Origin of the sequence: Bradyrhizobium neotropicale (assembly GCF_001641695.1) — a bacterium.
In the GTDB taxonomy this organism is placed as follows: domain Bacteria; phylum Pseudomonadota; class Alphaproteobacteria; order Rhizobiales; family Xanthobacteraceae; genus Bradyrhizobium; species Bradyrhizobium neotropicale.
Genome location: NZ_LSEF01000010.1, coordinates 31314 through 57532 on the forward strand (window position 1 = coordinate 31314; position 26219 = coordinate 57532).

The window sequence follows — 26219 nt, forward strand, 5'->3', positions numbered from 1 at the left end:
CGGGTAGTGAAGATGGCGTTGGCGAACAAGAAATTTCTTCCGGCCGCCGAGGAGCGTCGGCGATTCCAGCGGGTGAAAGTCCACCTGCTCGGCCGCTACATGCTGCCGGACCGCCGTGAATTCCCCTGCCAGGTGATCAACATGTCGCCGGGCGGGCTGGCGCTTTTGGCGCCCGGCATCGGTAATGTCGGCGACCGCGTGGTCGCCTATCTCGACCATATCGGCCGCGTCGAAGGCAAGATCACCCGGATTATCGACAACGGCTTCGCCATGACGATCGGGGCAACGCCCCGCAAGCGGGACAAGCTCGCCGCCCAGCTCACCTGGCTCGCCAACCGCGACATCCTCAACCTGCCGGAGGATCGCCGCCACGACCGTATCGTGCCGCGCAACCCGATCGCGGTGCTGACGCTCGAGGACGGCACCAAGATGACTTGCCGCATCATCGACCTCTCGCTGTCCGGTGCGGCCATCGCGGCGGAGAACCGGCCGTCGCTGAAATCGATGGTCATGCTCGGCCGCGTCCAGGGCCGCGTGGTGCGAAACCTCGAAGACGGCTTCGCGCTCGAATTCATCCACGAGCAGCCGGCCGAGACTCTCGAAGAGAGCGTTACCGCGCGGTAAAGCGCAAACGCGACAAAACCCCTGCTTTTCCAGCCCCGAAGGCGGCCTTCGCAATGCGAACGCCGCCTTTTTCGCGTGAGGTGTTGGTGGTTTTGGCGGTTAACGCGCGGACGCCGTACGCGCGGAAACGGCAGTTCCACCGGTGATTCCGCGTTAATGCGTACAATTTGAATCAATAGCAGTCATTTCAAATTTTACGCGAATTCTATTCAAGTATAGATCGAATTCGCTGTGCGTTTTACTTGTATTCGTCTCGACTTGACTTGGCTGACTTAGCGCCAACTCAAAAGCTCCGTGCGAAATGTGGTCCCAACAAGAAACGGGGGCCACGATGTTCGACTTCAAGGGACAGGGGAAAGGGCTGGCGATCGCCGCCATGCTCTTCGGGATCAGCGCGACAGTGCAGGCCGGTGAAAGCCGCCTGCTCTACGCGAGCCTCGGCGACACCACGCGTGCGCCGATCGGCTGGGTCGAGTTCTGTGCAGAGAATACTGCCCAATGCCAGGGCGGGCCGACACAGCCGCGCGACATCGTGATGTCGCAGTCGGCATGGCGCGACCTCGTCAAGGTCAATCGGTGGGTCAACGAGACCATCAAGCCTTTGACCGACCAGGAGCACTGGGGCGTGATCGAGAAGTGGTCGCTGCCGACGGACGGTTACGGCGACTGTGAAGATTACGTGCTGTTGAAGCGCAAGATGCTGATCGATGCCGGATGGCCGCGAGAGGCCCTGCTCATCACCGTCGTGCGCGACAAGAAGGGCGAAGGACACGCGGTGCTGACGGTGAAGACCGACAAGGGCGAGTTCGTTCTCGACAATCAGAACGAGAACGTCGTGGCCTGGACGGAGACCGGCTACCGCTTCGTCAAGCGCCAGTCGCAGAGCGATCCCAACGTCTGGGTCTCGCTCGGCGATACCAAGCCGGCGGTCTCCACCGCCAGCGCAAGAGATCAGTAGTTACGAGAGGACGAGTTACGCGACCCGGTCACATCCCCACCCCTCCCCGTCCCAGACCGGTTCGCGCGCGGCCAGCCATCCCCCAATGGCTGGCCGCAACTTTTTTGAGGCGAGCGATCACGCCTGCCGGCCTTGCCGCAACCAAGGCACGCGCGCCGCAGTGAAATCCTGCCACGTGCCGCGCAAGGACGGAGCGACGCCGACCGCCGCGCGCGCCTGCCAGCCGGCGATCGCGGCCGCGGCGGTGGCGCTGTCGGGCGTCTCGGCACCAACACCGTTGAGCAACGTTGCCGTGACCGCCATGTCGTTGAAGGCGCCGAGTTCCTCCTGCAAAGCAGCCAATCTGCGCGAGAAGCGTCGCGTCGACTTGCGATCTTCGAATAGCGGTAGCAGGAACTCGCTGAGATAGCGCAGCCTCTTCGTCGCCAGCCGCAAGCGGTGGAGCTGTTCCGCATCGCGCGACTTGAAGCGCCGACCGCGCTTGAGCACCTTCGCATACTGCTCCGACAGGATGCGCTCCGCAAAGTTGACGGCGGGCTCGGCAAGGCGGCCGAGATCTTCGGCGGCGATGTCGTTGCGCCAGCCGCGCGCCTCGATCCAGCCACCGAGGCTGATCACGAAGTTCGCGCATCGGCGGTCACCGAGCGCCTGATGTGCCGTACGATAGCCGTCCGACTGGCGCCTGGCGGCGACCTGTTCCAGCGCATCGAAGCCGGCAACCATGGGACAGGCCTTCGCAATCGTCGGCAACGTCTGCAGCTGGAACACATCCCAGTCGCGCGCAGCGGACATATTCTGCGCCAGCCATTTTACCTCGGATCGCAGCGCATCGAGGTTGCTGAGCGAACCCACCGATCGCATCAGGTCCAGCGCCGATCGAAGACGGCGCAGCGAGACGCGAAGCTGATGAACGCCCTCGGGATTGCGACCGTCCTCGGCCGCCGGCAGCGACTGAACGAGATGATGGAAGCAGGATCGCAGGATCGCCGCGAAGGCCTCGTCGAGGGCAACTGCCGAATCGAGGCGAAATTTTTGCGGTCGCTTTGCCGATGGCGGCGTGCCGGCAGCAAGATCGAAGCCGCGCGCCGATTTGCTGCGGATCGACGGCTTCACTGCGCCATGCTCGGCGAGCCGCAGCGCAATCTCATAGATCGTGCTCGGGCTGCCGCTCTTGAGCTCCAGCTCGATCTCGCTCACCGGCATCGATCGATCGCCCGCCTTCAGCAGCCCCTGATCAAAGGCGACCTCGACCGTCCCGGACGGCAGGTCGATGATGCGCGCGTGGCGATGGATATCGGTCGTGAAGACGGCTTCGAGCGATTGCGCTTCGAGACCATCGCGAAGCTTGGCCGGGATGAAAGGCATCGCCAACCCAAGATCGGGCGCCATCGACGGGACGCTTGCCTCCCACTCGCCGCGGCGAAGGGGATCGTCCGCGGCGTCGGTCTTCACCGTCTGCACGAAGCGCGCGCCAGTTTGTCGAACGCGCAAGCTCAACCCGCCACGTCGAAGCGTGCGCTCCGGCGTATCGTAGTAGACGGACTTCAGATGTTTGCGCGCGCCCTTGTTGCGCGCATTGCCCGCGATGATCGGCGCCGCATTGAAATGCGCCATGCGGTCGGCATCGACGAGCAGCTTGAGCTCGATTTCACCCGCAGATTGCGCGGCACCGTTCGGCAGAGGCCGCTCCGGCGTGGCCGGCTCGCTGCGAGGCGGCGCTTCATGATGCGCAACGTCTTCGGTCAGCGTCGGCGCAGCACCGGGCTCCGCGAGTTGTTGACTGGAGGCGGCGGCGGATTGCTCCGCCCTCTTGTTGTCCTGCGAGACAGGACTCCCATCCGGCCCGTTCGGAGTCTTGCGGGCTGACGTTGCGTCGCGTTTTAACATTTCCGGTGACATGACGATTCTATGACAGTTCGGCAACATATACCGGTCGCAGGGCGCGAGGAAAGCGGGATCAGGAAAGCTCTCGAAAATCTGTCTCGCCAAGTGAATTCATTTGCGGCTCAGCGTCGCAAGTGATTGAATTGTCAGCAATCCGGTCACTTCAACGGAGATGAATTCGTCAGCGAGCTTGACTCATGCTAGCGGAAAAATTCTTCCTGGTCCTGGAGACCCTGAGAAGTCACGCATCCGACGACAGGCCAGAGATTGTGAAAAGCCCTCCGAAGCCTATCGCAGTCCCTGATGTTGCAACCATTTCGCGGCCCGAAAAGCCGGTAGCGGAACAGCGGGACTAGGCTGTAAACCCATAAACGCGCCGGGCTGACGGCTTGTCAGAGTCCGCTGTGCCCCCCGACTCTGTTGAAAAGTCGTCTGCGGTGTTGGGACCAATTATTTAAGGGCCGCTGATGCACTTGGTGTCTTGGGACGTAGGGAACCACTCCGACTTGAGTGGGGATTCATCCGGCTGCCTTTCCGCGTCCGTCGAAGCGACAACAATCTCGGCCAACAGCGCCGCGTCCTGAACCTTCGAGACGTGGTCATCGCGCTCAGCTGGCTGGGCCAGGGCGACTAAGTCGCCGCCGATTGGGAGGAAGCCCCGAAGACCGGGACCACGCCGCCCCGGCTCACCTTGTTTTCGGGTGAGGCGAGGAAGAGGATCGTCGCCGCCACCTCCTCCACCTTGGGCCAGGCGTCGAAATTGGCCTTGGGCATGTCGCGCCGGTTGGTGGGGGTATCCATGATCGAGGGCGCCACGGCGTTCACCAGGATTCCCTCTCCCGCCAGCTCCTCGCCCAGCGCTGCGGTGAGCGCGGCGACGCCGGCCTTGGCGGCAGTAGAGGCGCTTATATTCGCCCCGGTGCGCGGCTCCAGGGCCTGGCGCGCCGCCACGTTGACGATACGCCCGCCGGCCCTCCCCCGGCGCATCGCCGCCACCGCTTCGCGGCAGCAGAGGAAGCAGCTCACGAGATTGTCGTCGATCAGCCGACGCAGCAGTTCCCCGCTGGTATCGGTCAGCGGGGCGAATGCGAAGCCGCCGGCGATATGGATCGAGGCCCAGAGCGCCGGAAGCCCGCCATAGAGCTTCGCCACCGCCGCCTCATCCGCCAGGCTCGGCACGGGGATCAGGCTCAGCAGCCCGCTGGGAAGGCCTTCCTTCTCCCGCTCCTGCCGATAGGGCACATGGCAATGGGCGCCCGCCGCCAGCAATGCGCCCACCACCGCGCGCCCCAGGGCGCCAGTGCCGCCGGTTACCACCACGTGACGATCGCGAAAATCCATTCGACCCTCCCGTTTCCTCTGCCTCGACCTGGCGGCGCTCGCCGCCGCTCATCCTGCCGCCCGCCTGCGGTCCTTCTGCCGTCATTCTCTCCCTCTCGCGCCCACGGGCCCGCCCGCTTTAGGACCTTCGGTTGGCGGATACGGGATCAGGCTTTTGCCTGTGAGCGGCGGAGCCATTCGTCCAGACCAATGCGCCCGAGGCGCGCCTCGCCCAGCGGCACCAGCGATTTCTCCTCGACCCGGCCACCGAAGTATCGAGCCTCGGGGTCGCTCACGACCACACGCGGATCACCGATCGCCCTCAGATAGCGGGCAACAATTTCGTTGAACGGTGCTCGTTCCGGGCCCGCGATCTCGACGATGCCGTTTCGCGGCGCCGCGAGCGCGACTTCGGCGACGTTGGCAGCAACATCGTCCGACGCGATGGGCTGGAACAGGCCGGGCGAAAGCCTGACCACGTTTCCATCCGCACTTGAAGCGGCGATGCCGCCGAGGAATTCCATGAACTGGGTCGAGCGGATGATGGTGTAGGGGATGCCGGAGGGCGCGATCAGTTTCTCCTGGGCGACCTTGGCACGGAAGTAACCATTGTCGCTCCGGTCGGTTCCGACGATGGATAGCGCGACATGGTGCCGGACGCCGGCTGCGGCCTCCGCCGCAAGAAGGTTGCGCCCGGAAGTCTCGAAAAATTCCAGCACCGCCTTGTCTTCCCATGAGGGCGCGTTGGCCAGGTCGATCACCACCTCCGCGCCGGCCAGGGCCTCCTTGAGTCCCTCGCCGGTGATGGTGTTGACGCCGGTATTGGGCGAAGCGGCGACGACCTCGTGGCCGCCCTGGCGCAGAATGGCGACGGTCTTCGAGCCGATCAGGCCGGTGCCGCCGATTACGACGATCTTCATGTGATGTCTCCCGAGTTCAGTCCGGCGACGTGCCGGACATTTGTTATCGGTTCAGACTGGCGCAGAAACGGACATGGCATCACAGCATGAGCCGGCCGTCTCCTTTCAGCGCAAGTAGTCGTGCACGACCTTGCCCAGGCCGAGGGTCAGATCGGCGATAATGTGGACGCCCGACAAGACCTCGAGCACTGGCAGTTCGGCCACCGGTGCCAGCGCATGCGCGTGGAGGTCGAGCGCGGCCGGGCCGGTCCAGGCGCCTTTGACAGTAATGTCCTCGAGATAGTACTCGACGAGTTCGCAGATGCGCGGTGTGCCGTCGACATGTGGAATGATCTTGAGGAGGAAGTTCGGCGCCGCGAGCGATGCCTTCACCGCCGCCAAATCCGAAGTCTTGTGCTTGTAGCCCATTGACCCGGTGGCGATGCGCACCGGGCCGTAGTCGAGCGTGCCGACAAGCGTGTCGATCTCGATGTGTAGCGTAGGATCGGCGAGCTTCTTGGGGAAGCCCCAGAGCTCGCGGCCGCCGGCGATCGGCCCTTCGTCGTTGAGGAACATGCAGTGCGAATAGCCGCCCTGGCGGCCGCGGAACGTGACCGGAATGACCTGGCCCGTCTCGGTGTAGTCGCCGAAGCCGGTCGAATCCGGCATGCGGATGAACTCGTATTTGACTATGTCGCCGTCCGACACGAGCGGCTCCGGCACCAGCGCGCGCAGCCTCTCCGGATCGGTGCGGTAGGTGATGATCAGATACTCGCGATTGATGAAGCGATAGGGCCCCGGCGGATAGGCCGGGCTCGTCAATGGCATCGCAAACGCTCGCTCGCGAATTTCGTTTTCTCTCATCGCTGAATCTCCCTGATATAGGTGTGTCGAAAAATAGGTGCGTCGAAGGGGGGCCGCGTCTCGCGGCCCGCGGCTCAATCGCGATCACCGGCAAAGTCGAAGATGGTGAGTTCCTGGCCATTGCCGGCGCGCTCGAGCACCTCGGGATGGCGCAGCGTGCGAATGGTGTCGTGGTAGCCGGAGCGCCAATGCTCCCCCATGGATACCCGGGAGAATTCATAGTCTTTCGAGTCGCCTTCGTAGCCTCTCGGTCGATAGATGAGGTGCACGAGGTTGTAGGCGTGGCGTTGCGCGCGCGAGGTCAGGAACTTGGCTTCCTCGCTTTGCTTGAACTCGTCCGGCAGCTGGTCCAGGAGCGTGGCGACGGAGTATTCCAACTTGTGCAGCAGCTTGATGAAATTCGTGAAGGCGCGGGTGCGGCTCGAGTATTGGATCTCCTTCTGACGGGTCGCGACTTCCGCGAGGTTGCGCGGGAAATCGCCGCGTGCGCTCCAGAGATCGACCTGAAACACGAGCGCGTCAGGCATCCGCTGGCCCGTCACGCGCGTGTTCGTCACAAGCCACTGGAGCGGCGTGTTCGAGACGAGGCCGCCATCCCAATAGTGCTCGCCCTCGATCTCGATGGCTGGGAAGCCGGGCGGCAGCGCGCCGCTGGCCATCACATGCTCGGGGCCGATCACCTGCGTCGTGGGGTCGAAATAGACCAGGTTGCCGCTGCGCACATTCACCGCGCCGAGGCTGAGACGCGTGTCACAATTGTTGGAGTTGACGCGGTCGAAGTCGACGAAGCGCTCGAGCGTGGCTTTCAGCGGCCGCGTGTCATAGTAGCTCGTCGCCTCGATTGTACCGGGCGGATGAAACCACGGATTGGGGAGTCGCGGCCTGAAGAAGCCCGGCGTTCCGGCGCAGGCAACCGTGGCCGCGCTCACTTGATTGGCGAGCGAGCGCGCAGCCTCGCCCCGTTCAAAGAGGCCGATGACGTCGGCGTCGAAGCCCATGGCAGGGGCGGTGATTTCCTCCCAGAATTCGCGCAGCCTGTCGACGCGCCTCTCGGGCGCATTGCCGGCGATGATGGCGGCGTTGATGGCGCCGATCGAAATGCCGACGACCCAGTCGGGATGAAGTCCGGTCTCGGCCAAGGCCTCATAAACGCCCGCCTGGTAGGCGCCGAGCGCGCCGCCCCCCTGCAGCAGCAGCACGACGCGATCGAAAGGGAGCCCCGCGCGCAGGTTCCGGCCCTTACTCGTTGCGCCCGGTTTCGGGACGAGCGGTTTTTTCGCAAGCGGCGTGTCGGGCACGCCCTGATCGCGCAGCGCTATCGTCGGCATGCTCTCCGAGATCGTGCTCTTGGCCATGTTGCCCCTCCCTCGTCGATGACTGGAGATTCTTTGATGACCGGTGCGCCTTAAGTGGGGTTCGAAAAGTGGGTTCAAATGCTAATGAGAAGAAATTATCCGTTCGCCCCTTCGCACTCAACACCAGGATAACATCCGCGACGGCGTCGACCGGTCAGCCATACTTACAAGCTGGCAGCGAACTACCTAGCGTATGTCAAGCTCGCATCCATCCGCATTTGGCTACGTGCTAATGAGTCCGCGCCCTGGTCTAGTTTCAGCGCATCACACCTTCGCACGGCGTGCAGGATGCGAGCGGTGCACGCGTTCGTCAGTGTCCAAGACCATTCTTGTAGATCTTTCCGTCCTTCATGATCACCACGAAATTCTTCGTGGGATCTTCGACGAGCCTGATGTTGTCGAGCGGATTGCCGTCGACCAGCAGCAAATCGGCGAGCGCACCTTCCTCGACCACGCCGAGCTTACCGGGATAGGGATTACGCGGACCCGATAGGCTCAATAGTTCCGCGTTGGTCGATGTCGCCATCGCTAACGCTTCGGCCGGCGTGTACCAATGCGTGAGCGCGGCCAGCATGGCACCCTGCTGTTCCGCCAGTGCTTTCGAGAACAGAACGTCGGTGCCGAACGCAGTCTTGATCTTGTACTTCCTGGCCAGCGTGTAGACCCTGCCGGTGCCGGCAACCACCTGCCGCATCTTGTCTTGTTCCGCAGGTCCGAGCGCGGCTGCACCGGCGAGATCCAGGAACGGCTGCGTGCTCAGCCAGATCCCCTTCTCTGCCATCAGGCGGGCGCTTGCCTCGTCCATGAGGTGCCCGTGCTCGATGCATTTGACGCCGGCGGCGATCGAGCGCTGGATCGCGACCGGCGTGTACGCGTGCGTCGCGACATAGGTGCCCCAATTCTCGGCGGCTTCGACCGCCGCGCGCAGCTCGGGCTCGGTGAAGGTGGAGACGTCGAGCGGGCTGAAGGGCGAGGCCACCCCGCCCCCCGCAGTGAGCTTGACCTGCGAAGCGCCCTGCATGAGCTGCTCGCGCGCTCGCACGCGGACCTCGTCGGGACTGTCGGCGACCATGCTGCCGCCGATTTGCTCCATGCGGCTCAGCATCCCACCGATCGTTCGCGGCAGATCGGAGAGTTGCCGGAAGTCACCATGGCCGCCGGTGATGGTGATCATGGCGCCGGACGGATAGATGCGCGGACCCGCGACGAGGTCGTCGTCGATGGCCCGCTTCAGGCCAAAGCTCGGCCCGCCCATGTCGCGCACGGTGGTGAAGCCGCGCATCAGTGTTGCGGTCGCCTCGGCGGCGGCGAGCAGATTGTTGTAGCCGACATCACCTGCGAGCACCGCCGCCGGCGTCGGACGCACCAGCATCGCGTGCCAATGCGCGTCGATCAGCCCGGGCATCAACACACGCCCGCCGCCGTCGATGACTTGAGCTGTGGCCATGATGTCAGCGGTCGAAATCTTCGCGATGGTCTTGTTGCTGACGAGGACGTTGGACGGCGCGGAGACCGTGCTGCTCTTTCCGTCGAAGATCCTGACGTTGCGGAACAGGACCGCGGAGCCCTGCTGGGCCCATACCGACGACAGGCTGCCTGAAAACAACGCAACGGCGGCAAGCAATGCGGCGACTGCTGCCGGCATCCTCAAAGCCAACATATCCGGGTCTCCGCAGAGGTGAAGGTCTACGCAGAGCCAAGTTGACGCCTACGTTTAGTCCCCGTCAACCTACAACCATCGCGACTCTGCGCAGCCCTGCCATCTGCTTTGACTTGAGATCGCAGCGATTTCGCTCAATTGGATCAAAGAGACAACGTCACCAGCAACGTCACCGCACAAGGGCGCATCGTTCACGCCCCCAGCACGTCCGCGAGCCGCAGTTCGTCAGCGGCGGGGTCCTTCAGGAACAGCTCGGCCTCGATCTCCCTGAGATGCGACAGCATCTGTCCGCGCGCGGCCACCTTGTCGCCCTTGCGGATCGCGGTGACGATCTCGGCGTGATGATTGGTGCCGCAAGCCGGCGTGTCGTGGCGGCGGTAGAGCAGAATGATCAGTGAGGAACGCGCGATCAGCTCCTTCAGGAAGCCGAGATAGATGCTGTGGCCGGACATTTCGGCGATGAGGCGATGAAACTCGCCGGAGAGCCGGACCGAGGCCCGCGCGTCACAGCGCCGCTCGGCCTCGCGCTCCTCGGTGAGATGCCGCCCGAGCCGATCGAGCCAGTCTGGTGACACCGCATCGATGGCATGGTCGACGATCGTGGGCTCGATCAGCCGGCGCGCCTCGAACACTTCACGCGCATCGGCGGGACTGGGGCGCGCGACGAAAGCGCCGCGATGCTTCTCGATGTTGACGATCCCCTCATGCGCGAGCTGCTGCAGAGCGGTGCGGACCAGCGTGCGGCTTGCGCCATAGATATCGCCGATCTCGTCCTCGCCGAGCTTTGTCCCCGGCAGCAAACGATGCTCTAGGATCGCCGCGGTCACACCCTCCCGGATGCGGCTGACACGATCGCTCGCGTCTGGCGCGTCGGATTTCGGCTGGGATTTGGCGGCCATGGATGTGGGGGCTCGATCTGCGAATATCGGCCTCGAATGTTAGTCGACGAGCCGTATCCAATCACAGGCGAAACTTTATACAATCTTCGCCCGTTTTGTGTGCAGGTGATTGCACAGGCAGCGAGCCGCCGAGGTGCACCGGATTCGATCTAACGATCTGAGTTTGCTGCACAGTTCCGAAATCCGACCTGAGACGGCCGCTTGGCACGGACCTTGCGGAGAGAGGCGCAGCACCGCCCTTCCCTCGGACACGCCATGGCCACTCCCGCAGCTCTCGAACTGGTCGCCGTCACCAAGCGCTACGATACGACGCTCGCGGTCGACGACGTCAATCTGAAGATCCCGGCCGGCACCTATTGCTGCCTGCTCGGTCCTTCCGGCTGCGGCAAGACCTCGACCTTGCGCATGGTCGCAGGCCATGAGGCAGTCAGCGCAGGCGACATCATCCTGGGCGCACAGAACGTCACGGACCTCGAGCCTGCCAAGCGCGGCACGGCGATGATGTTCCAGTCCTACGCGCTGTTTCCGCATCTGACCGTGATCGACAACGTCGCCTTTGCGCTGAAGATGCGCGGCGTCGACCGCGCGGGCCGGCACAGGCGCGCCGGCGAACTGCTGGAGCTCGTCGCAATGAGCCCCTATGCGGCCCGGCTCCCGGCGCAGCTCTCCGGCGGCCAGCAGCAGCGCGTCGCGCTCGCCCGCGCCCTCATCACCGAGCCGCAGATCCTGCTGCTCGACGAGCCGCTCTCCGCGCTCGATCCGTTTCTAAGAGTGAAGATGCGCGGCGAATTGAAGCGGCTGCAGCGCGAGCTCGGCATCAGCTTCATCCAGGTCACCCACGGCCAGGAAGAGGCGATGGCACTCGCCGACCACATCGTGGTGATGAACCACGGCCGCATCGAGCAGCAGGGTACGGCGCGCGACATCTTCCACCATCCCCGCACCGAATTCGTGGCGCGCTTCATCGGCGGTCATAACGTGCTCAGCGACGCCGGCCAGCTCATCGCCGTGCGCGCCGATCAGCTCGGCATCGTGCCGTTCGGCGCGCCGGCGCTGCTGACCCAGACCGAGTACCAGGGCTCCTATGTCGCCGTCTCGCTCACGCTCGACGACGGCACCGCCCTGTTCTCCCACGTCCCCGAAGCCACCTTCGACGTCCACCCGTTCCGTCCGGGCGATCGCGTGCTGGCCACCTGGGATCCCGCCAAGGCGCAACGCCTGCAATAGCACCGATCGTTCGTGACAATGCGCAACAGAGGAGTGACTGATATGACCGAGACCACCAGGACGACCGGCGTCAGCCGCCGCACGCTACTCAAGGGCACTGCGGGCCTTGCCGCAGGCTCCGGCGCGATCACGGGCTTTCCCTATGTGAAGTCGGCGGAAACGAAGGTGCTGCGCTATCTCGGCACCGCCGTGAACGAGGGCGACGACATCTCCAAGCAGTGCCTGAAGGACACCGGGATCAAGATCGAATACATCACCGCGACCACCGACGACGTCACCAAGCGCGTGATGACCCAGCCGAACTCCTTCGACGTGCTGGACACTGAATATTTCTCGCTGAAGAAACTCGTGCCGTCGGGCAACATCCTTGCCCTCGACTCCAAGAAGATCAAGGAATTCGACAACATCACGCCTGTCTTCACCAGAGGCGAGACGCCCGGCGGCAAGAAGATCGGCAATCAGGGCACCGCGCCCTGGAAGGTGCTCTATCTCGAAGGCAAGGACTCCAAGACCTTCTCCAAGACCGCGACCGAATTCGTCACGCTGATCCCGACCGTCTACAACGCCGACACGCTCGGCATCCGCCCCGACCTGATCAAGCGGCCGATCAGCTCCTGGTCCGAGCTGCTCAATCCCGAGTTCAAGGGCAAGGCCTCGATCCTCAACATCCCCTCGATCGGCATCATGGACGCCGCGATGGTCGTGGAAGCCACCGGCAAATACAAATATGCCGACAAGGGCAACATGACCAAGGAAGAGATCGATCTCACCATGAAGGTGATGACCGAGGCCAAGAAGGCCGGCCAGTTCCGCGCGTTCTGGAAGGACTTCAATGAGAGCGTCAACCTGATGGCGTCCGGTGAGACTGTGATCCAGTCGATGTGGTCGCCGGCAGTGACGAAGGTGCGCTCGATGGGCGTCGCCTGCACCTTCCAGCCACTGAAGGAAGGCTACCGCTCCTGGGCCTCGGGCTTCTGCGTCTCCAAGGGCGTCTCGGGTGCCAAGCTCGACTGGGCCTATGAGTTCGTCAACTGGTTCCTGTCCGGCTATGCCGGCGCCTATCTCAACCGCCAGGGCTACTACTCGGCCGTGCTCTCGACCGCAAAGGCGCACATGGAGCCCTACGAATGGGCGTACTGGATGGAAGGCAAGCCGGCCGAGAAGGACATCAAGGCGCCCGACGGCTCGCTCTTGGAAAAGGCCGGCGCGGTGCGTGACGGCGGCTCCTACGAGGACCGCATGGGCGCGGTCGCCTGCTGGAACGCGGTGATGGACGAGAACGACTACATGGTCCGCAAGTGGAACGAGTTCATCGCCGCGTGATGGACACTTCCGAAAACATCCTGCATCAGGCATCCTCGGGCCTTGCCCGGGGATCGGACACGGCGCGCGCGAAAGCGGCGCGCCTGTCGCCCTCCTTCATCTCCTGGCTCCAGGCCGGGCCGATGATGCTGGTGTTTCTCGCCTTCTTCCTCATCCCGCTGGTCTTCGTCGTCATCGTCTCCTTCTGGGACTACAACGAATACCAATTGCTGCCGGCCTTTTCGGGCCGCGGCTACACCGACACGTTCGAAGGCTGCATCGCGCAGATCCCCGATCTCTGCACCATCGGCAAGACCTATCTGAAGACGCTCAAGCTTTGCTTCATGGTCTGGGCGATCACGCTCTTCATCGGCTTCTGGGTCGCCTATTTCCTCGCCTTCCATGTGAAGTCCAAGACCTGGCAGATGGGGCTGTCGCTGCTCTGCACGATCCCGTTCTGGACCTCCAACGTCATCCGCATGATCGCCTGGATCCCGCTGCTCGGGCGCAACGGCCTTGTCAATTCCGGACTGGTCAAGAGCGGGCTGGTCAACCAGCCGGTCGAATGGCTGCTCTTTTCCGAATTCTCCGTGGTGCTGGCGCTCGTGCACCTCTTCACGTTCTTCATGGTCGTGCCGATCTTCAATTCGATGGTGCGCATCGACAAATCGCTGATCGAGGCCGCCTATGACGCCGGCGCGACCGGCTTCCAGACGCTCGTCAACGTCGTCATTCCCCTGGCCAAACCCGGCATCGTGATCGGCTCGATCTTCGTCATCACCATCGTGATGGGCGATTTCATCACCATTGGCGTGATGGGCGGGCAGCAGATCGCCGCCGCCGGCAAGATCATCGAGACGCGGTTGAACGCGCTGCAATTCCCGGCAGCGGCAGCGAACGCGGTCATCCTGCTCGCCATCACCTTCCTGATCATCACCATGATGTCGCGCATCGTCGACATCCGGAAGGAGCTGTAGGCGATGACGGAGGGACGCCCGCGCAGCTTCTATGTTCTCGCGATCTTCTTCGCGGCCTATGTGCTGTTTCTCTACGGGCCGATGATCGCGATCTACATCCTGTCGTTCCAGGGACCGCAGGGCGGCCTCACCTTCCCGATGAACGGGGTGTCGACCTACTGGCTGGCAAAGCTGTTCCAGGGTACCGGCATCGTCGATCTCGGCGCCGCCTTCCGCCGCTCGCTGCTGCTCGGCCTCGTGGTGATGGCCGTGACCGTCGTGCTGTCGGTCGCAGCCGGCATGGCCTTCCGCCGCAAATTCAGGGCGCAGAGCATCCTGTTCTATTCGGCGATCGCCAGCCTTATCGTTCCCTCGATCATTACATCGCTCGGTATTTCGCTTGAATTCCGCATCATCGACGATCTGATCAAGGCGCATTGGAACGAGAACTTCGAGACCTCGATGGGGCTCTTGACCTCGGGCCTCGGCGCGCATCTGACCTGGACGCTGCCGTTCGGCCTCCTCATCATGTTCGCGATCTTCAACCGCTTCGATCCGCGCCTGGAGGAAGCCGCGCGCGATCTCGGCGCGACGCCGTGGCAGACCTTCCGCCATGTCGTGCTGCCGATCATCCTGCCCTCCGTGATCGGTATCGGCCTGTTCGGCTTCACGCTGTCCTGGGACGAGCTCGCCCGCTCCAGCCAGGCGATCGGACCGGTGAATACGCTTCCGCTCGATCTCCAGGGCCTCACCACGACCGTGACGAAGCCGGACATCTATGCGCTCGGGACGGTGATCTCGGCTGTGTCCTTTGCCGTGATCAGCCTTGCGCTCGGCACCATCCACATGCTGAACAAGCGGCAGGCGGCCAAAGGCTCGGACGCCGGCAAGGGTCTGGTCTGAACTGATGCGACTTCACGTCGTCAATCCCAATACCACCGCGACGATGACGGCGAAGATTGCCGCCGCCGCGCGCGCGGTCGCACTGCCCGACACCGTGATCGATGCGCGGCAGCCCACGATGGGCCCGGTCTCGATCGAGGGCTTTTACGACGAGGCCTTCGCGGTGCCCGGCATGCTCGGCTGCATCCGCGAGGCCGACCGCGACGGCGCGGACGCCCATATCATCGCCTGTTTCGACGACACCGGCCTCGATGCCGCGCGCGCGGTCGCGCAAGCGCCCGTGATCGGCATCGGCGAAGCAGGCTTCCACATTGCGAGCCTGATCGCCGCGCGCTTTGCCGTGGTGACGACGCTCAGTGTCTCCATCGTGCCGATCGAGCATAATCTGACGAAGTACGGTCTCGCCGCGCGCTGCGCCGGCGTCCGCGCCGCCGAGGTGCCGGTGCTCGCGCTCGAGGAGCGCAATGCCGATGCGATTGGCAAGATCTCGTCGGAGATCACGGCCGCGATCCGCGAGGATCGCACCGAGGCCATCGTGCTCGGCTGCGCCGGCATGGCCGATCTGGCCGCCGAACTTGCCGACAGGCACGGTCTTCCCGTGATCGACGGCGTCGCCGCGGCGGTGACGCTTGCAGAAGGATTGGTGCGGCTGGGGCTGAAGACCTCGCGGCTCGGGCCGTACGCGTCGCCGCGGGCAAAGGCCTACTCCGGTCTTCTGGCAAGCTTTCAGCCCTGAGCCTTGGTCAAAAGAAATAGGTTCTCCGTCTCGCCGAACGTCGTCTATGCACGAATCCCCTCGCGATGCACTGATGCTCACCTCTAGGTCCACCACCAGACCAAAGTGGTCACTGAGCCAAACACCGTCGATAGGCTTGTCGAATGCAAGGCACGCACCTTGCACCTTCGCATGGGCTTTCGGGTGTGCGTCCCAAGAGCCGACGAATACATAATCAAAGCGGCTTCGATGGTTGGGTTGGCGTACGATCTGTTCTGCCCCGACACTTGCATGAGGATTGTCAACGGTGCGAACCCGATCGCCGCACGCTTTTGCGGTTTCCAGTCGTGATGCTCGGCCGCCGGTCCCGCGAACATGAATATTTTTTGACACGCGACAACCAAGCGACCCAAGTTTCGCCCTAACCTGTGTTAAGAAGTCGCACCAGTGTTTCTACGGGGTTTGTATGAAAAAGGGCGATGTCACGTGTTCCGCGTGTGGTGCCGGCTTCCGCCGGCTTGAGCTGGCGACGCCGCCGGCGAGCCAGGGCGAGTATCGCTGCCCGGCCTGCAACGAGGTTCTGGAGAAGTTCGACGGTCAGGCATTCATTGCGTACCGCATGACGATCCAGCCATCGATGAAGGCCGCGCGGTCCTAGCGGTCGACGTGACGAACTTCATGTGACGGGCACAGCACAGATCTGGCCCCTCGCAACAAGACCTGCTCCTCGTCCACGCTGGATACGGCATGGACGGGGAGCTCTTTTTTGGGGCGAGCCGGTCCTGACCTTGGACTGGAACAATTGCGTTTTTTGGCTCGCGGCCTCCTTTTCGTCCCATTTCTTGCCGAACTGTAACGTTTTCGGGACCTCCCGGCACCCTCTGAGGCTGCCGGTCTTCGCCACTCACCAAGTTTCAATTTGGGTTTTGTCAGCGATGATCGATCTCGCAGAGGATAAACCGACCAATCCCCTCCTTCGCATCGGCGCCCAGCCAATCGCGCTGACCGCCGCAGCCCTATTATTGCTGATCGCCGGCGTCACCTCGATGGCGATCTGGCGGGCCTATACCGGCCATGCGCCGGAGGCGGACCGCGTTGTGACGTCGCGACTGCTCCAGGCTCGCACCGCGCAGGCTTCCGAGCAGCTTGTCGAGAAGACCAAGGGGCTGGAGGCCACCCAGCAGGAGTCGATCGACCAGCTACAGGTCGTGCAGGATCAGCTCCAAACAGTGAAGCGGCTTCTGGCGATGCAGCAGTCCGATACCAAGCGCCTGTCGGAGCAGGTTGCCACCCTCAACGAATCCATCGACGGCTTGCGGCAATCCTTCGCCAGCGTTCGGGCCACCGAGGCCGAAACCCCGTCGGTTACCCGCAGGAAACCGGCGCGGCGAGCGCATGCGAGCGCCCGGCACCACAAGTCGCGCAGCTGATTCGGCGACGAACGACGCCGACTTATATTTTGCCGGTTGTGAACTGGATCACATTCACCCGTATGATTCCACGCCATGCTCGCCGGTACCGGATGGCGTGAGCCAATTTCAATATCCGGGGCTGGCAAGGTCGTTGACGGTATACTGCGTCAACGGCCTTGTTTTTTAGATCACCAGGCGGGCCGTCCTGTCCTATTCGCAGACATCGACGCGGCGGATCCGCCATCCCCTGGGCGTCATGACGCGTTGCCGCGCGACGTAGCAGCCGCCATAGCCGCCGTTGGCATCGCCGTACCCGGAATCGTAATAATAGGGATCGCCATAATAGGGGTAGCCATACCCGTAATAGCCATACCCTGCGCCGGCGAGACCCGCGCCGATCGCGACGCCGGGCCAGAAGCCGCCGCCGTGCCAGTGGCCGTGCCAGCCGCCACCGTGAAATCCGCCTCCGTGGAAGCCACCGCCATGGAAGCCCCCGAAGCCGCCCCGTGCCTGCGCCGCCTGAGGCGCCAACAGTCCGACCGCCGCAACGGCCAAGGCAGCCATGATCATCTTGCGTAACATCGCTCAACCCTCTGTGTGGAAACCGTCCACACTTCAAAGCAATGCCAAAGCTAATGTCCTTTGGGAATTTCGGACAGGTATGCTGGCTCACTTCCGCGCGAGCATCAGCAACCGCGGCAAATGCTCTTCATCTTCCTGTCGAGCAGCTTGTTCTCCGCAGCGACGGCGGCGTCCACGCCGCCCCCCGTGCCGGTGGTGACGCCCGGCGCCACATTCGGACCGGAGGATTGGGCCGTGCCGAGACTGTTGGTGCCAGGCGGTGGCGCCGGCGCATTGGCCACACCGTTTGTCGATCCTGTCGTGGTGCCGGCGGTCGATCCTGTGGCGCCGGTTGTCGATCCCGTGGCGCCACCGGTGGCTTGCGCGAGCGACGCAGCCGGCAGCGCGGCGATGGCGCAGATCACGATCAAAGCTTTGACTGAAACGGTTGCAGAGGAGCTTGCAGACGACGGGGCCATCGGAAATTCTCCTTTGCCGGTCAACGGCGCCAGCGAGCACGCGTTCCGGAACAAATCCCGTCGCGTCCGCTTGAACCAAGGAGGCGGCCACGATCATGCGCAAACTGATCGCGTTCGACGAGGATACGTTCGACAAGCTGAAGCAACTGGGGCGCGACCGGATGGCGACGTTTCAAGAACTCGCGGATGAAGCCTTTGCCGATCTGTTGAAGAAGCACGGCATTCCCGTCGACCTCAGGGACGCCCTGCGCAAGAGCGCCAGGCTCGACAGTCAAGAGAGCAAACCGGCCGCGCGTCCCAAGGCCAGAAAGGTGAAATCACGATGACAGATTGCGATCCCTTCGCAGAAGGCGAGCGCGCCGCACGCGAAAACATTCCGGCGGAAGCCAATCCGTATCGGGATGGCAGCGATGAGCATGCGCTGTGGGCCGCGGGCCACGAGAAGATTGCGAGCGCGACTGAAACTCGCGAGTCAGAAGGCAGTTGACCTCAACCGATCCGCTTCAGGCCCTTGTTAAAGCGCGGGCCGTTGGCGACGTAGAACTTCGCCGCACTCCCCATCCTCTGGACCTGGGTGTCATCGAGCGTGCGGATCACGCGCGCGGGCGAGCCAATGATCAGGGAGCGTTCGGGAAATTCCTTGCCCTCGGTGATGACGGAGCCGGCGCCGACGATGCTGTCGCGGCCAATCTTCGCGCCGTTCATCACGATCGAGCCCATGCCGACAAGCGCGCCGTCCTCGATCGTGCAGCCGTGCAGGATGACGTTGTGACCGACGGTGCAGTTCTTGCCGATGTGAAGCGGAAAGCCGAGATCGGTGTGGCAGGTCGAGCCGTCCTGCACGTTGGAGCCCTCGCCGATCTCGATCCACTCATTGTCGCCGCGCAGCACCGCGCCGAACCAGACGCTCGCGCCGGGCTTCAGGCGCACGCGGCCGATCACGGTCGCGGTCTCCGCAATGAAGTAATTGCCGTCGGCCGGAAGATCGGGCGCCTGCCCGTCGAGCTCGTAGATCGCCATGGGGGTCTCCTGTCACGCTTCCCCAAGGCATAGCGAAACGGCGGGCTTGGCGCAAAGGGCCGCGCTGCCGGCGGCCTGGAACGCAGCTATCAGGCCAGGACGCCCGCGGCGCGCAACGTCATCAGGAAGAAGGTGCCGCTCATCATGCTCCAGAAGCCGGCGATGACGGTCGCCATCATCACGAATTCGAAGCGTCGGCTTTCCACCTGCATTCCGCGCAGCGTGTTGCGCATGATGATGAAGGGAGCGGCGAACACCAGGAATGGCACCGCCGCAAAGGTCCTCGGCGCCACGCCCTCCTGCAACAGGCCGAAACCCGCGGGCCGCTGCGCAATCGCCTGGTATCCGCTGACGAGCGCACCCGCGAGCGCAAATCCGATGCAGATCGAGAAGAAGGTATTCAAGGTCTCAGGTGTCATCGGAACGGTTCCGCAACTAACGCAACGCCGGTCCCTTCGTGTGACAAAAAGCGCGCTTTAACGCTACATTATCCTTAAGGGAAGGTTAACAGCGCGGGCCGGCACACGCAGGGCCGCCTCATGCCTGCCCGCAGCCGGGAATGCTCCGCGAAACCGCCGCCGCGTGGCATAGTCGCGGCTGATTCGTCGGCCATCGGCCGACTTCCCGGCTCACGCGCGCAAGTTCATGACGGTGTTTTCGGCAGCCTCCCCTCGGACCCGTGCGACGCGCACGCGGGCGCATCTCGTCCCCATCGTGCTCAGCGGCATGGTTGCGGTGAGCGCGGTCGCGCTGGTCGCCTATCTCCTGTGGCCGACCTGGGGCGTTGGTGGCGCGAACGCGCCCGACAAACTGCCGATGAGCGTCGGCGGCACGCTGTTCAACGTGCCGACGGCCGCGATACGCATGAAGATTCAGCGGCATTCCGGACCGCAGGAACGCATCGACCTCGATTTCCTCTATCCCTCGCTCGAGCCGCCGGGTGCGCCGAAGCACGTCACCGCCGACACGGTCGAGGAACCCATGCAGCCGATCGACCGCATCTTCCTGTCGATCGCGGCGCATCACGATGCGCTGGCGCCCGAGCAGCGCGTCGCTACGATCTATCCGCGCTATCTCGACCAGGCCGCGACGATGCCGGAAGACGGGCTGACGATGCGAACGTTCCGCGGCGATACGCCCTATGGCACCGAGGATCTGATTTCCGGCGCGAACCCAATCCTGACCGCGCGCTGCACGCGCGATGCGGCCACCCCGGGCATGTGCCTGTCCGAGCGCCGCGTCGACGGCGCCGACCTCACCTTCCGCTTTCCGCGGAGCTGGCTGTCGCAATGGCGCGAGGTGGCCTCGGCGATGGACCGGCTGACGGTGCAGCTCCGCGGGCCGAAGGGGTGAGCGGCAGGTCTGCCCGGCCGTGAGATCGGTTTGCGGGGGGCGTGGGGCCTCCAGTCAAAAATATCGAAAACAACCCCATGCAAAGTAGCCGGGCGCCGGCGGCGCATTTCGTATTTTTCGAAAAAGACTCGACGCGTCGGGCAAAACAGGGGCAAGATGTCATCGTGGCGCCCCTCAAGCCTGGCGCCCCGGACTAGCTCGGCGGCGCGACGTTCACTCGGGAGGCTTGACATCATCGGGCCCATTACAGAAGGCCGTGTACTCATTAAGCAGCTGGCCACGTGATGTCCGCTCAACCTCCAACAGCGGCAGAAAAGCGGACGTCTCCCGAGGTCCGCTGAAGAGCCACAAGCGGACTCGGCATCGCCGGGGTGGCTTCGTCTATCGCACGCGAGCAACGGCGGGCGGCTTCCACTGCCCATCGAGCACCGGCTTCTCCGCCCAATAGGCGCGGATGTAGAGCGAGAAGGCTCCGTCTGGTGCCGGCAGCCAGTTGCTTTCCTTGTCCTTGCCCGGCGATTTGGCGCCCGCATAAAGCGTCAGCGAGCCGTCGGCATTGTACACGAGGGTCTTGTTCTTGGTGCCGAGCGAATAACGGTTCAGCGCGTTCGGATTGAAGAAATGCTCTGCGTCGTACAGGGTGAGTGACCAGAACCCATTTACAGGCGGTACTTCGCCTTTCGCAAATGTGATCGAATAGGTGTTCTCACCGCTCAGTTGTTTTCCCTGGCTGTCATCATCGGTGTAGATGTACTTCGTTTCCTCGGGCCGATTGTCGTACATATTCGACTTGGCGGTGCCCGTCCGATTGAGATAGTCGGTGCCCCATTCGGCATTATTCACCGGTGAGTTCCAACCGTTACCAGCGGCACGGCCGTTTAAGCGCCATTGCAGGAATGGCGTAATCGTCTCACTCTCCAGCTGCGCGGCGGTCTCCTTGAGGGTGTTTTTGATTTCAGGGTCATTGGCCGCAGCGTTGAGCACGCTGCCGATCCAGGCGTAGAGTGATTCCTCACCAGGCAGTGGCGGCACCTGCTTCATGACGGCAGGTAATTCATCGAAAAATGTGTCCGGGTTCACCCACTTGGTCTCGCCTTTGCCAGCAGACTTCGGAGCCGGAAAATGCGGGAGCTTGCTCCAGTCGGTGACCTTCATCTTTCCGTCGAATGAGGATAATGGATACGCATTGATCTGACTTAGCACTGGCCGGATGGCTGTATGATCCTCCGGCGTGTCATCCATGAAAATGCGTGGCACCGCGAAAGCAAACCGCGTGGAAGAGCGCACCACACCGTTAATCCCAGCAGGCGGTTCTCCTTTCCAGTTCGGGCCGACCATCAGATAGAAGCCGGGCTTAGTGCCAAACTGCTTTCCGATACTCGCAAACTCGTCTGTACGCCCGTCATATAGGGCAAAAACCCAAAATCGATCACCGAAGTCTGGCACTTGAATAACAGCGGCTTCCTTGTCCAGATCGAAGAAGCCGGCACCGTATGCAACGTCTTGGTTCGGGCAGGCGATGAAGTGCTGATCCGGCGCAATGTAGCCCGTCAGCATCGCAAGTCGATTGTAGGCGACGGGAATGACCCCACCCATCAGTCCAGGTTCGGGGGCCTCGGAAAAAGCATGGGCACGGTTGGCAGCATTGACCAGCGGCCATCCCCAAAAGTAAGCCACACGCGCCACCATCTGCACATACGGTTTGGTCATGACTGTACCCGGCGCTGGGCCGGGGACTTGTGCGGCGGTGGTCGGCAGCGGAACCTGCTGAGCGTGAGCGACGGGCATCGTCATAGCGCAAATAAGCCCGGCGAAGCTCAGTGTTCGCAGTAACTTCTTCATAGCGCTCTCCCTCGTTCCATTTCGTCTCTCAAGTCCAGCTTCGGTCGGACCGTACCCGCTATTTCATTTCCTCGACGTCCGGCAATATCCAGGTCTTGTCGAAAAACGCCTTCTCCGGGCCGTACAGACGGAAGAGGATTTCGAAATCGTGGCCGTTCGTCGGCACCCAGTTCGACTCCATGCCTGCGGGCGTCCTTGCGCCGACAAATACGTCCAGAGAGCCGTCGGCATTCTGCTGCATGCCGGCGCTGTTCGACGCACGGCTGGAGCGCGATGTCTCGCGGATCAGCGCGTGCGTCTTGCGGTCGTACGCGGTGGCGGACCAGTACAACTTCACCGGCGCGTTCGGCGGGACGTGCAGCCGATAGGTCTTCTTTCCGTCGAACGGTTGGCCGGATTTGTCGTCGATCGCCAGGAGGTAGAACTGACCAGCGCCCAAGTGCTTGGCACTGAAGTAGGCGACGGAGAAATAGACTGCTCGGCCCTCGATCGGATAGTTGTTGGGGTCGGCAAACATCGTTGACAAGCCCTCGATGGTTTCTTTCGGCACTGGCAACGCCCAGTGCGTGCCTTCGAAGAAAGGCGGGCTAAAGCCCCGCTCGTACCACTTGTCGATAGAGGCCCCCGCTACGCGCGCCGCTTCGTCGAGGGTGGATCGCGTCTTCGCATCCGCGGTGAACGGCTTGCCTTTTGCAATGCCGACCGTCTTGAGAGAATCGATCATCACCTTGTCACGCGTCAGCCACGGCTCAGCCTGAACGAAGCGGTTCAGCGATTCGAAGAAGCGCACGTCGTAGGGAATCGTCGCCTCGAACATCTTGTCATAGACATCGACGTAAACGGTCTGGTTCGCGTTTCCGCTCAGCGGGTAGATCTTCATCCGCTTCCCGTACGCTACTGCCCCGGCGATGTCGGCGTCGCTGCCGCTCTTGAAGTTCGAGCGAAGAATCGCGAATCCCTGAAACGTATCCGACGGCACGACGATGTATCCACCGGGCGGCGTCTCGTTGTATCCCGGCGGGGTGATGAGGTATTTGCCGCCCTTGCCCTGATCGACACCCGCAGGGCCCACGTCCTCCAGCGCGCACTGCCACGCGTCATCGATACTGCCGGTGATCGAAGAATCTCCCTCGACAGGCGGGATCTCGAGCACCACCGGCCCTTTGGTCGTGTCGTAGAACGGGTTGAAGTAGATCGTGCTGGGGTTAGGCGTGAGGGCTTGATCCTTCCAATTGACCGGCCGCGACCAGTAGAGCATCTGATTGGCGGCCCCGCCGTTGGCGATCGCCGCCTGGAGCATGAGTTCAAAATTGACCGCTGGCATGCCCCAGACGACGGCCTCGACAGCGCCGCGTTGGATATTGCGACTGGTCAACTCCTCGGATGAAGGGAGGTCACTGTAGCGAGCCGTTTCCGCGACCACTGTAGTCGCGGTCACCAGGGCAACTGTCAGCGACGCGAGTGTTGTTTTCACCGATTCCTCCCTGCGTTTCAAAACTCGGGTCTGCGAGGAAGCAACTTGAGGGGAAGCTAAGGGGACTATTGCTGGCGGCGCTATGCACATTCGGCCGCGCTAAAACGTATCTTCGCGGCCGCGCAGCAGTATCCACCACGCCGGATCTAACCGTGTCGCCTTTGGGTCAGACTCGGCAAAACTCAAAGTGAGCATAATCCGTCCGCTTCCGGGCGCATCAAAATCCCGTAGATTGCAGCCCCGTTGATCCTGACTGACGAGCCGTGATTCAAGCCCCCTGGGCGAGGGGCCGAATCATGCGCTACGAACTTTCCGACGACGAATGGAGGACCGCCATCAAGCCGATGCTGCCGAACAAGCCGCGAGGCGTTCCTCGGGTGAACGACCGACGTGTCCTCAATGGCATCTTCTGGGTCCTAAGATCAGGAGCGCCCTGGCGTGATCTGCCCGAGGCGTTTGGTCCGTACACCACCTGCTACAACCGTTTTGTTAGGTGGCGGCGGGCTGGCGTCTGGAGCCGCATCATCGACGCACTCGCCGGTGCCCATGATGCCGCTGTCCAGATGATCGACACCTCCATTGTCCGCGTGCATCAGCATGGAGCATGCATCACAAGGAACCAGCGGCAGTCGATGGGAAGGTCGCGCGGCGGTTTGACGAGCAAGATTCATGCTGTGGTCGATAGCAATGGTCTGCCGGTGCGACTAGCACTGAGCCCGGGCGAGGCCCACGACGTCCGACTCGCTGGAAAGCTGCTGTCTCGTCTGAAATCCGGATCAATGCTGCTTGCCGACCGTGGTTACGACGCCGACTGGATCAGAGAACTGGCCCTGAAAAAGGGCGCGTGGGCCAACATCCCGCTGAAAAGCAATCGCAGCGATCCCATCTGCTTCAGCCCGTATCTTTACCGCGCTCGCAATCAGGTCGAGCGGTTCTTCAACCGGATCAAACAGTGTAGTCGGGTGGCGATGCGCTACGACAGGCTGGCCGCCAACTATCTTGCCTTCGTTCAACTGGCGTCAATCAGGCTGTGGCTGCGCCTTAATGAGTCCGCGTCCTAGCACTACTTTGGCAGAAGCTATTTGCGCCAGTGTTTTTCAAGGATTTGTTTTCGGCAGTATGGGCACCGCTGAGACGGCGGCCGAAGGATGAGATCGACGATGGCGTGACGTACGGCGGGCATGGTTGGCTGAGGCGGAGGTCCGTTGATTCTTTTTTTTCCGCCCCGCGTGTGCGAGGCGACGATGCTGCAGGAAGGCGTAGGCAATCATTGTCATCAGGGCGTGGCGATGAAGACCCTGCCATGATCGCCCCTCGAAGTGATCAAGTCCGAGCTCCTCCTTCAACTGCTGATGCGCCTGCTCACAAATCCATCTTGCCTTGATGGTGGCAGCTAGTGTGCGCAGATCCGTCGCCGCGGGGAGATTGGCAAGATAGTATTTCTTCTCCCCTGAGGCACGTTGCTCGCCAATGAGCCAAGCTTCGTCGCCCGGGAGATGCTGCTGACCCTTATCCCAAATCCGCTGAGGAGGGCCGTCGGCGGTGCGGACACGGAGAGCAGCAAATCGGGCTTTCAGCCGACCTTTCGTCCCGCTGCGCCAGCTCACGGCTTTCCATTTGGCGCTGGCCAGCATTTGTTCTGCCGCAATCGATAAGACATCGGGCACGTGGTGCTTTCGTGGTTTCCCGCGGACCTTGGTAATCGGCCAAACGAGCTTCACATCGACCGGATACACCTTCAGGTGCCGAGGGATGCCGACAGCCCAGGCCAGCCCGCGCTCTGTTAGCCCTTGTCGAAATGGTGCGCTAAGTCCGTATCCTGCATCCGCCAGCACACATCCAAAGCGCACGTTGGCTGCCGTCGCGCGGTCAATCTCGGCCAAGGCAATTTCCGGCTTGGACCGTGGCGTTCGGTGTTCGACTGGCACGCGAGCGCGCTTCAAACGAGACACGTCGCTTGTCCAACTGTCAGGCAGAAAGAGACGTAACGCGACCATCACTGGCACTTCGCCGCGCGCGAGCGTCAAAGACACCAGCGTTTGGCAATTTGCCGTTTTGCCGAGAGCCGATGCGTATTGAGCCGCAACACCAACCGAGCGTTCGCCCTTCTTCGGCAGTGAGGTGTCATCAATAACGAGCACCGCATCCCTGCCGCCGACAAGTCGGTCCGCCTGGTTGAGCAGCTCCGTCTCCAGCGGCGTCGCGTCCCAGACACCGTCCGCAATGAAATGGTGCAGCTGATCGTAGTTGCCCGAGGCAAGGCGCTCCGCCATCGGCTGAACGCTCTTGCGATCGCCAGGACCAATCAGTCCCGCAACATACAGAGGACACATCCGCTGCCGAGTCTTATGGCCCAGCCGGTCCAAGAACGGCATCAGCCAGCGTTCAAGTTCGTCTTCCCATCCCGCCATGGTCAGCCCTCCAAGAGCCGACCACCCATGAATCATTGAAAAATTGATTCGGGAATCCTATAAAGCACAGCAAAACCGACAATCTGCCAAAGTAGTGCTAG

26 protein-coding genes are annotated in these 26219 nt (G+C 62.6%); 12 read left to right on the top strand and 14 right to left on the bottom strand.

The window, feature by feature from the left end:
- The first annotated feature begins 12 nt into the window (after positions 1–12).
- Both AXW67_RS01770 and AXW67_RS01775 read left to right on the top strand, forming a co-directional pair.
- Entirely contained in the window at positions 13–624 is a 612-nt protein-coding gene (locus AXW67_RS01770) for a PilZ domain-containing protein (protein WP_027554554.1), read from the top strand.
- Positions 625–955: 331 nt separating this feature from the next.
- Positions 956–1582: a transglutaminase-like cysteine peptidase gene (locus tag AXW67_RS01775; RefSeq protein ID WP_063676152.1), complete on the top strand. Its 627-nt coding sequence runs from the start codon at positions 956–958 to the stop codon at positions 1580–1582.
- A 117-nt stretch (positions 1583–1699) separates the two neighbouring features.
- Here AXW67_RS01775 and AXW67_RS01780 read toward each other — a convergent pair whose 3' ends face one another.
- The 7 genes from AXW67_RS01780 to AXW67_RS01810 form a co-directional block, all read right to left on the bottom strand.
- Positions 1700–3469 carry a CYTH and CHAD domain-containing protein gene (locus AXW67_RS01780; protein ID WP_063676153.1) on the bottom strand — a complete coding sequence of 590 codons (1770 nt, stop codon included), beginning with the start codon at positions 3467–3469 and terminating at the stop codon, positions 1700–1702.
- Positions 3470–4096: 627 nt separating this feature from the next.
- Positions 4097–4807, bottom strand: coding sequence for an SDR family NAD(P)-dependent oxidoreductase (locus AXW67_RS01785; RefSeq protein WP_063676155.1), 711 nt, complete (start codon positions 4805–4807; stop codon positions 4097–4099).
- A gap of 146 nt (positions 4808–4953) precedes the next feature.
- Entirely contained in the window at positions 4954–5706 is a 753-nt protein-coding gene (locus tag AXW67_RS01790; protein WP_063676157.1) for an SDR family oxidoreductase, read from the bottom strand.
- A 105-nt stretch (positions 5707–5811) separates the two neighbouring features.
- The gene (locus AXW67_RS01795; RefSeq protein WP_063676159.1) at positions 5812–6549 is read right to left on the bottom strand and encodes an acetoacetate decarboxylase; all 738 of its coding nucleotides are present in this window, start codon (positions 6547–6549) and stop codon (positions 5812–5814) included.
- A gap of 74 nt (positions 6550–6623) precedes the next feature.
- Positions 6624–7904, bottom strand: coding sequence for a patatin-like phospholipase family protein (locus AXW67_RS01800; RefSeq protein WP_245315364.1), 1281 nt, complete (start codon positions 7902–7904; stop codon positions 6624–6626).
- A 310-nt stretch (positions 7905–8214) separates the two neighbouring features.
- Positions 8215–9564, bottom strand: coding sequence for a metal-dependent hydrolase family protein (locus AXW67_RS01805; RefSeq protein WP_063676161.1), 1350 nt, complete (start codon positions 9562–9564; stop codon positions 8215–8217).
- Between the two features lie 191 nt (positions 9565–9755).
- Positions 9756–10463 (bottom strand): GntR family transcriptional regulator, encoded by a 708-nt coding sequence (locus AXW67_RS01810; RefSeq protein WP_063676162.1) that lies wholly within the window; start codon positions 10461–10463, stop codon positions 9756–9758.
- Positions 10464–10718: 255 nt separating this feature from the next.
- On the opposite strand from AXW67_RS01810, the gene AXW67_RS01815 reads away from it, so the two are divergent.
- From AXW67_RS01815 to AXW67_RS01845, 7 genes are all read left to right on the top strand, one after another.
- Positions 10719–11690, top strand: coding sequence for an ABC transporter ATP-binding protein (locus tag AXW67_RS01815; RefSeq protein WP_063676164.1), 972 nt, complete (start codon positions 10719–10721; stop codon positions 11688–11690).
- Positions 11691–11732: 42 nt separating this feature from the next.
- Positions 11733–13013: an ABC transporter substrate-binding protein gene (locus AXW67_RS01820; protein ID WP_063676166.1), complete on the top strand. Its 1281-nt coding sequence runs from the start codon at positions 11733–11735 to the stop codon at positions 13011–13013.
- Positions 13013–13969: an ABC transporter permease gene (locus AXW67_RS01825; protein WP_063676168.1), complete on the top strand. Its 957-nt coding sequence runs from the start codon at positions 13013–13015 to the stop codon at positions 13967–13969. The genes AXW67_RS01820 and AXW67_RS01825 overlap by 1 nt, the downstream gene beginning before the upstream one ends.
- A 3-nt stretch (positions 13970–13972) precedes the next feature.
- Entirely contained in the window at positions 13973–14851 is an 879-nt protein-coding gene (locus AXW67_RS01830) for an ABC transporter permease (protein ID WP_063676170.1), read from the top strand.
- Positions 14852–14855: 4 nt separating this feature from the next.
- Positions 14856–15587 carry an aspartate/glutamate racemase family protein gene (locus AXW67_RS01835; RefSeq protein WP_063676172.1) on the top strand — a complete coding sequence of 244 codons (732 nt, stop codon included), beginning with the start codon at positions 14856–14858 and terminating at the stop codon, positions 15585–15587.
- Positions 15588–16032: 445 nt separating this feature from the next.
- Positions 16033–16224, top strand: a complete 192-nt coding sequence (locus tag AXW67_RS01840; protein ID WP_063676174.1) for a hypothetical protein — start codon at positions 16033–16035, stop codon at positions 16222–16224.
- Positions 16225–16501: 277 nt separating this feature from the next.
- The gene (locus AXW67_RS01845) at positions 16502–16996 is read left to right on the top strand and encodes a hypothetical protein (protein ID WP_027552421.1); all 495 of its coding nucleotides are present in this window, start codon (positions 16502–16504) and stop codon (positions 16994–16996) included.
- A 192-nt stretch (positions 16997–17188) separates the two neighbouring features.
- Here AXW67_RS01845 and AXW67_RS01850 read toward each other — a convergent pair whose 3' ends face one another.
- Positions 17189–17560, bottom strand: coding sequence for a hypothetical protein (locus AXW67_RS01850; protein ID WP_027552422.1), 372 nt, complete (start codon positions 17558–17560; stop codon positions 17189–17191).
- A 104-nt stretch (positions 17561–17664) separates the two neighbouring features.
- The gene (locus AXW67_RS01855; protein WP_082907718.1) at positions 17665–18018 is read right to left on the bottom strand and encodes a hypothetical protein; all 354 of its coding nucleotides are present in this window, start codon (positions 18016–18018) and stop codon (positions 17665–17667) included.
- 95 nt (positions 18019–18113) lie between these two features.
- Between AXW67_RS01855 and AXW67_RS01860 the strand changes: the two genes are divergently transcribed.
- Positions 18114–18344 (top strand): hypothetical protein, encoded by a 231-nt coding sequence (locus AXW67_RS01860; protein WP_063676177.1) that lies wholly within the window; start codon positions 18114–18116, stop codon positions 18342–18344.
- A 163-nt stretch (positions 18345–18507) separates the two neighbouring features.
- On the opposite strand, the gene AXW67_RS01865 is transcribed toward AXW67_RS01860, so the two are convergent.
- Together AXW67_RS01865 and AXW67_RS01870 are read right to left on the bottom strand one after the other, a co-directional pair.
- Positions 18508–19038 (bottom strand): gamma carbonic anhydrase family protein, encoded by a 531-nt coding sequence (locus AXW67_RS01865; RefSeq protein WP_063676178.1) that lies wholly within the window; start codon positions 19036–19038, stop codon positions 18508–18510.
- 89 nt (positions 19039–19127) lie between these two features.
- Positions 19128–19457 carry a DUF6949 family protein gene (locus AXW67_RS01870; protein WP_027552425.1) on the bottom strand — a complete coding sequence of 110 codons (330 nt, stop codon included), beginning with the start codon at positions 19455–19457 and terminating at the stop codon, positions 19128–19130.
- Between the two features lie 226 nt (positions 19458–19683).
- Between AXW67_RS01870 and AXW67_RS01875 the strand changes: the two genes are divergently transcribed.
- Positions 19684–20391, top strand: a complete 708-nt coding sequence (locus tag AXW67_RS01875) for a hypothetical protein (RefSeq protein ID WP_027552426.1) — start codon at positions 19684–19686, stop codon at positions 20389–20391.
- 381 nt (positions 20392–20772) lie between these two features.
- On the opposite strand, the gene AXW67_RS01880 is transcribed toward AXW67_RS01875, so the two are convergent.
- Positions 20773–22233, bottom strand: a complete 1461-nt coding sequence (locus tag AXW67_RS01880; RefSeq protein WP_063676179.1) for a DUF1254 domain-containing protein — start codon at positions 22231–22233, stop codon at positions 20773–20775.
- Positions 22234–22291: 58 nt separating this feature from the next.
- Complete coding sequence (locus AXW67_RS01885) at positions 22292–23707, bottom strand: DUF1214 domain-containing protein (RefSeq protein ID WP_245315366.1); 1416 nt, start codon at positions 23705–23707, stop codon at positions 22292–22294.
- Positions 23708–24003: 296 nt separating this feature from the next.
- Here AXW67_RS01885 and AXW67_RS01890 point away from each other — a divergent pair, with 296 nt between their 5' ends.
- Entirely contained in the window at positions 24004–24768 is a 765-nt protein-coding gene (locus tag AXW67_RS01890; RefSeq protein ID WP_063676180.1) for an IS5 family transposase, read from the top strand.
- Positions 24769–24804: 36 nt separating this feature from the next.
- On the opposite strand, the gene AXW67_RS01895 is transcribed toward AXW67_RS01890, so the two are convergent.
- The gene (locus AXW67_RS01895; protein WP_063676182.1) at positions 24805–26154 is read right to left on the bottom strand and encodes an IS701 family transposase; all 1350 of its coding nucleotides are present in this window, start codon (positions 26152–26154) and stop codon (positions 24805–24807) included.
- Positions 26155–26219: the final 65 nt, after the last annotated feature.

Bases quoted from the DNA above. Each gene is read 5' to 3' on its own strand.
- AXW67_RS01880 (WP_063676179.1), bottom strand. From the start codon at position 22,233: ATGAAGAAGTTACTGCGAACACTGAGCTTCGCCGGGCTTATTTGCGCT.
- AXW67_RS01790 (WP_063676157.1), bottom strand. From the start codon at position 5,706: ATGAAGATCGTCGTAATCGGCGGCACCGGCCTGATCGGCTCGAAGACC.
- AXW67_RS01830 (WP_063676170.1), top strand. From the start codon at position 13,973: ATGACGGAGGGACGCCCGCGCAGCTTCTATGTTCTCGCGATCTTCTTC.
- AXW67_RS01785 (WP_063676155.1), bottom strand. From the start codon at position 4,807: ATGGATTTTCGCGATCGTCACGTGGTGGTAACCGGCGGCACTGGCGCC.
- AXW67_RS01855 (WP_082907718.1), bottom strand. From the start codon at position 18,018: ATGGCCCCGTCGTCTGCAAGCTCCTCTGCAACCGTTTCAGTCAAAGCT.
- AXW67_RS01875 (WP_027552426.1), top strand. From the start codon at position 19,684: ATGACGGTGTTTTCGGCAGCCTCCCCTCGGACCCGTGCGACGCGCACG.
- AXW67_RS01825 (WP_063676168.1), top strand. From the start codon at position 13,013: ATGGACACTTCCGAAAACATCCTGCATCAGGCATCCTCGGGCCTTGCC.
- AXW67_RS01870 (WP_027552425.1), bottom strand. From the start codon at position 19,457: ATGACACCTGAGACCTTGAATACCTTCTTCTCGATCTGCATCGGATTT.
- AXW67_RS01895 (WP_063676182.1), bottom strand. From the start codon at position 26,154: ATGATTCATGGGTGGTCGGCTCTTGGAGGGCTGACCATGGCGGGATGG.
- AXW67_RS01805 (WP_063676161.1), bottom strand. From the start codon at position 9,564: ATGTTGGCTTTGAGGATGCCGGCAGCAGTCGCCGCATTGCTTGCCGCC.
- AXW67_RS01850 (WP_027552422.1), bottom strand. From the start codon at position 17,560: ATGTTACGCAAGATGATCATGGCTGCCTTGGCCGTTGCGGCGGTCGGA.
- AXW67_RS01770 (WP_027554554.1), top strand. From the start codon at position 13: ATGGCGTTGGCGAACAAGAAATTTCTTCCGGCCGCCGAGGAGCGTCGG.
- AXW67_RS01820 (WP_063676166.1), top strand. From the start codon at position 11,733: ATGACCGAGACCACCAGGACGACCGGCGTCAGCCGCCGCACGCTACTC.
- AXW67_RS01840 (WP_063676174.1), top strand. From the start codon at position 16,033: ATGAAAAAGGGCGATGTCACGTGTTCCGCGTGTGGTGCCGGCTTCCGC.
- AXW67_RS01890 (WP_063676180.1), top strand. From the start codon at position 24,004: ATGCGCTACGAACTTTCCGACGACGAATGGAGGACCGCCATCAAGCCG.
- AXW67_RS01780 (WP_063676153.1), bottom strand. From the start codon at position 3,469: ATGTTAAAACGCGACGCAACGTCAGCCCGCAAGACTCCGAACGGGCCG.
- AXW67_RS01835 (WP_063676172.1), top strand. From the start codon at position 14,856: ATGCGACTTCACGTCGTCAATCCCAATACCACCGCGACGATGACGGCG.
- AXW67_RS01795 (WP_063676159.1), bottom strand. From the start codon at position 6,549: ATGAGAGAAAACGAAATTCGCGAGCGAGCGTTTGCGATGCCATTGACG.
- AXW67_RS01775 (WP_063676152.1), top strand. From the start codon at position 956: ATGTTCGACTTCAAGGGACAGGGGAAAGGGCTGGCGATCGCCGCCATG.
- AXW67_RS01860 (WP_063676177.1), top strand. From the start codon at position 18,114: ATGCGCAAACTGATCGCGTTCGACGAGGATACGTTCGACAAGCTGAAG.
- AXW67_RS01810 (WP_063676162.1), bottom strand. From the start codon at position 10,463: ATGGCCGCCAAATCCCAGCCGAAATCCGACGCGCCAGACGCGAGCGAT.
- AXW67_RS01815 (WP_063676164.1), top strand. From the start codon at position 10,719: ATGGCCACTCCCGCAGCTCTCGAACTGGTCGCCGTCACCAAGCGCTAC.
- AXW67_RS01845 (WP_027552421.1), top strand. From the start codon at position 16,502: ATGATCGATCTCGCAGAGGATAAACCGACCAATCCCCTCCTTCGCATC.
- AXW67_RS01865 (WP_063676178.1), bottom strand. From the start codon at position 19,038: ATGGCGATCTACGAGCTCGACGGGCAGGCGCCCGATCTTCCGGCCGAC.
- AXW67_RS01800 (WP_245315364.1), bottom strand. From the start codon at position 7,904: ATGGCCAAGAGCACGATCTCGGAGAGCATGCCGACGATAGCGCTGCGC.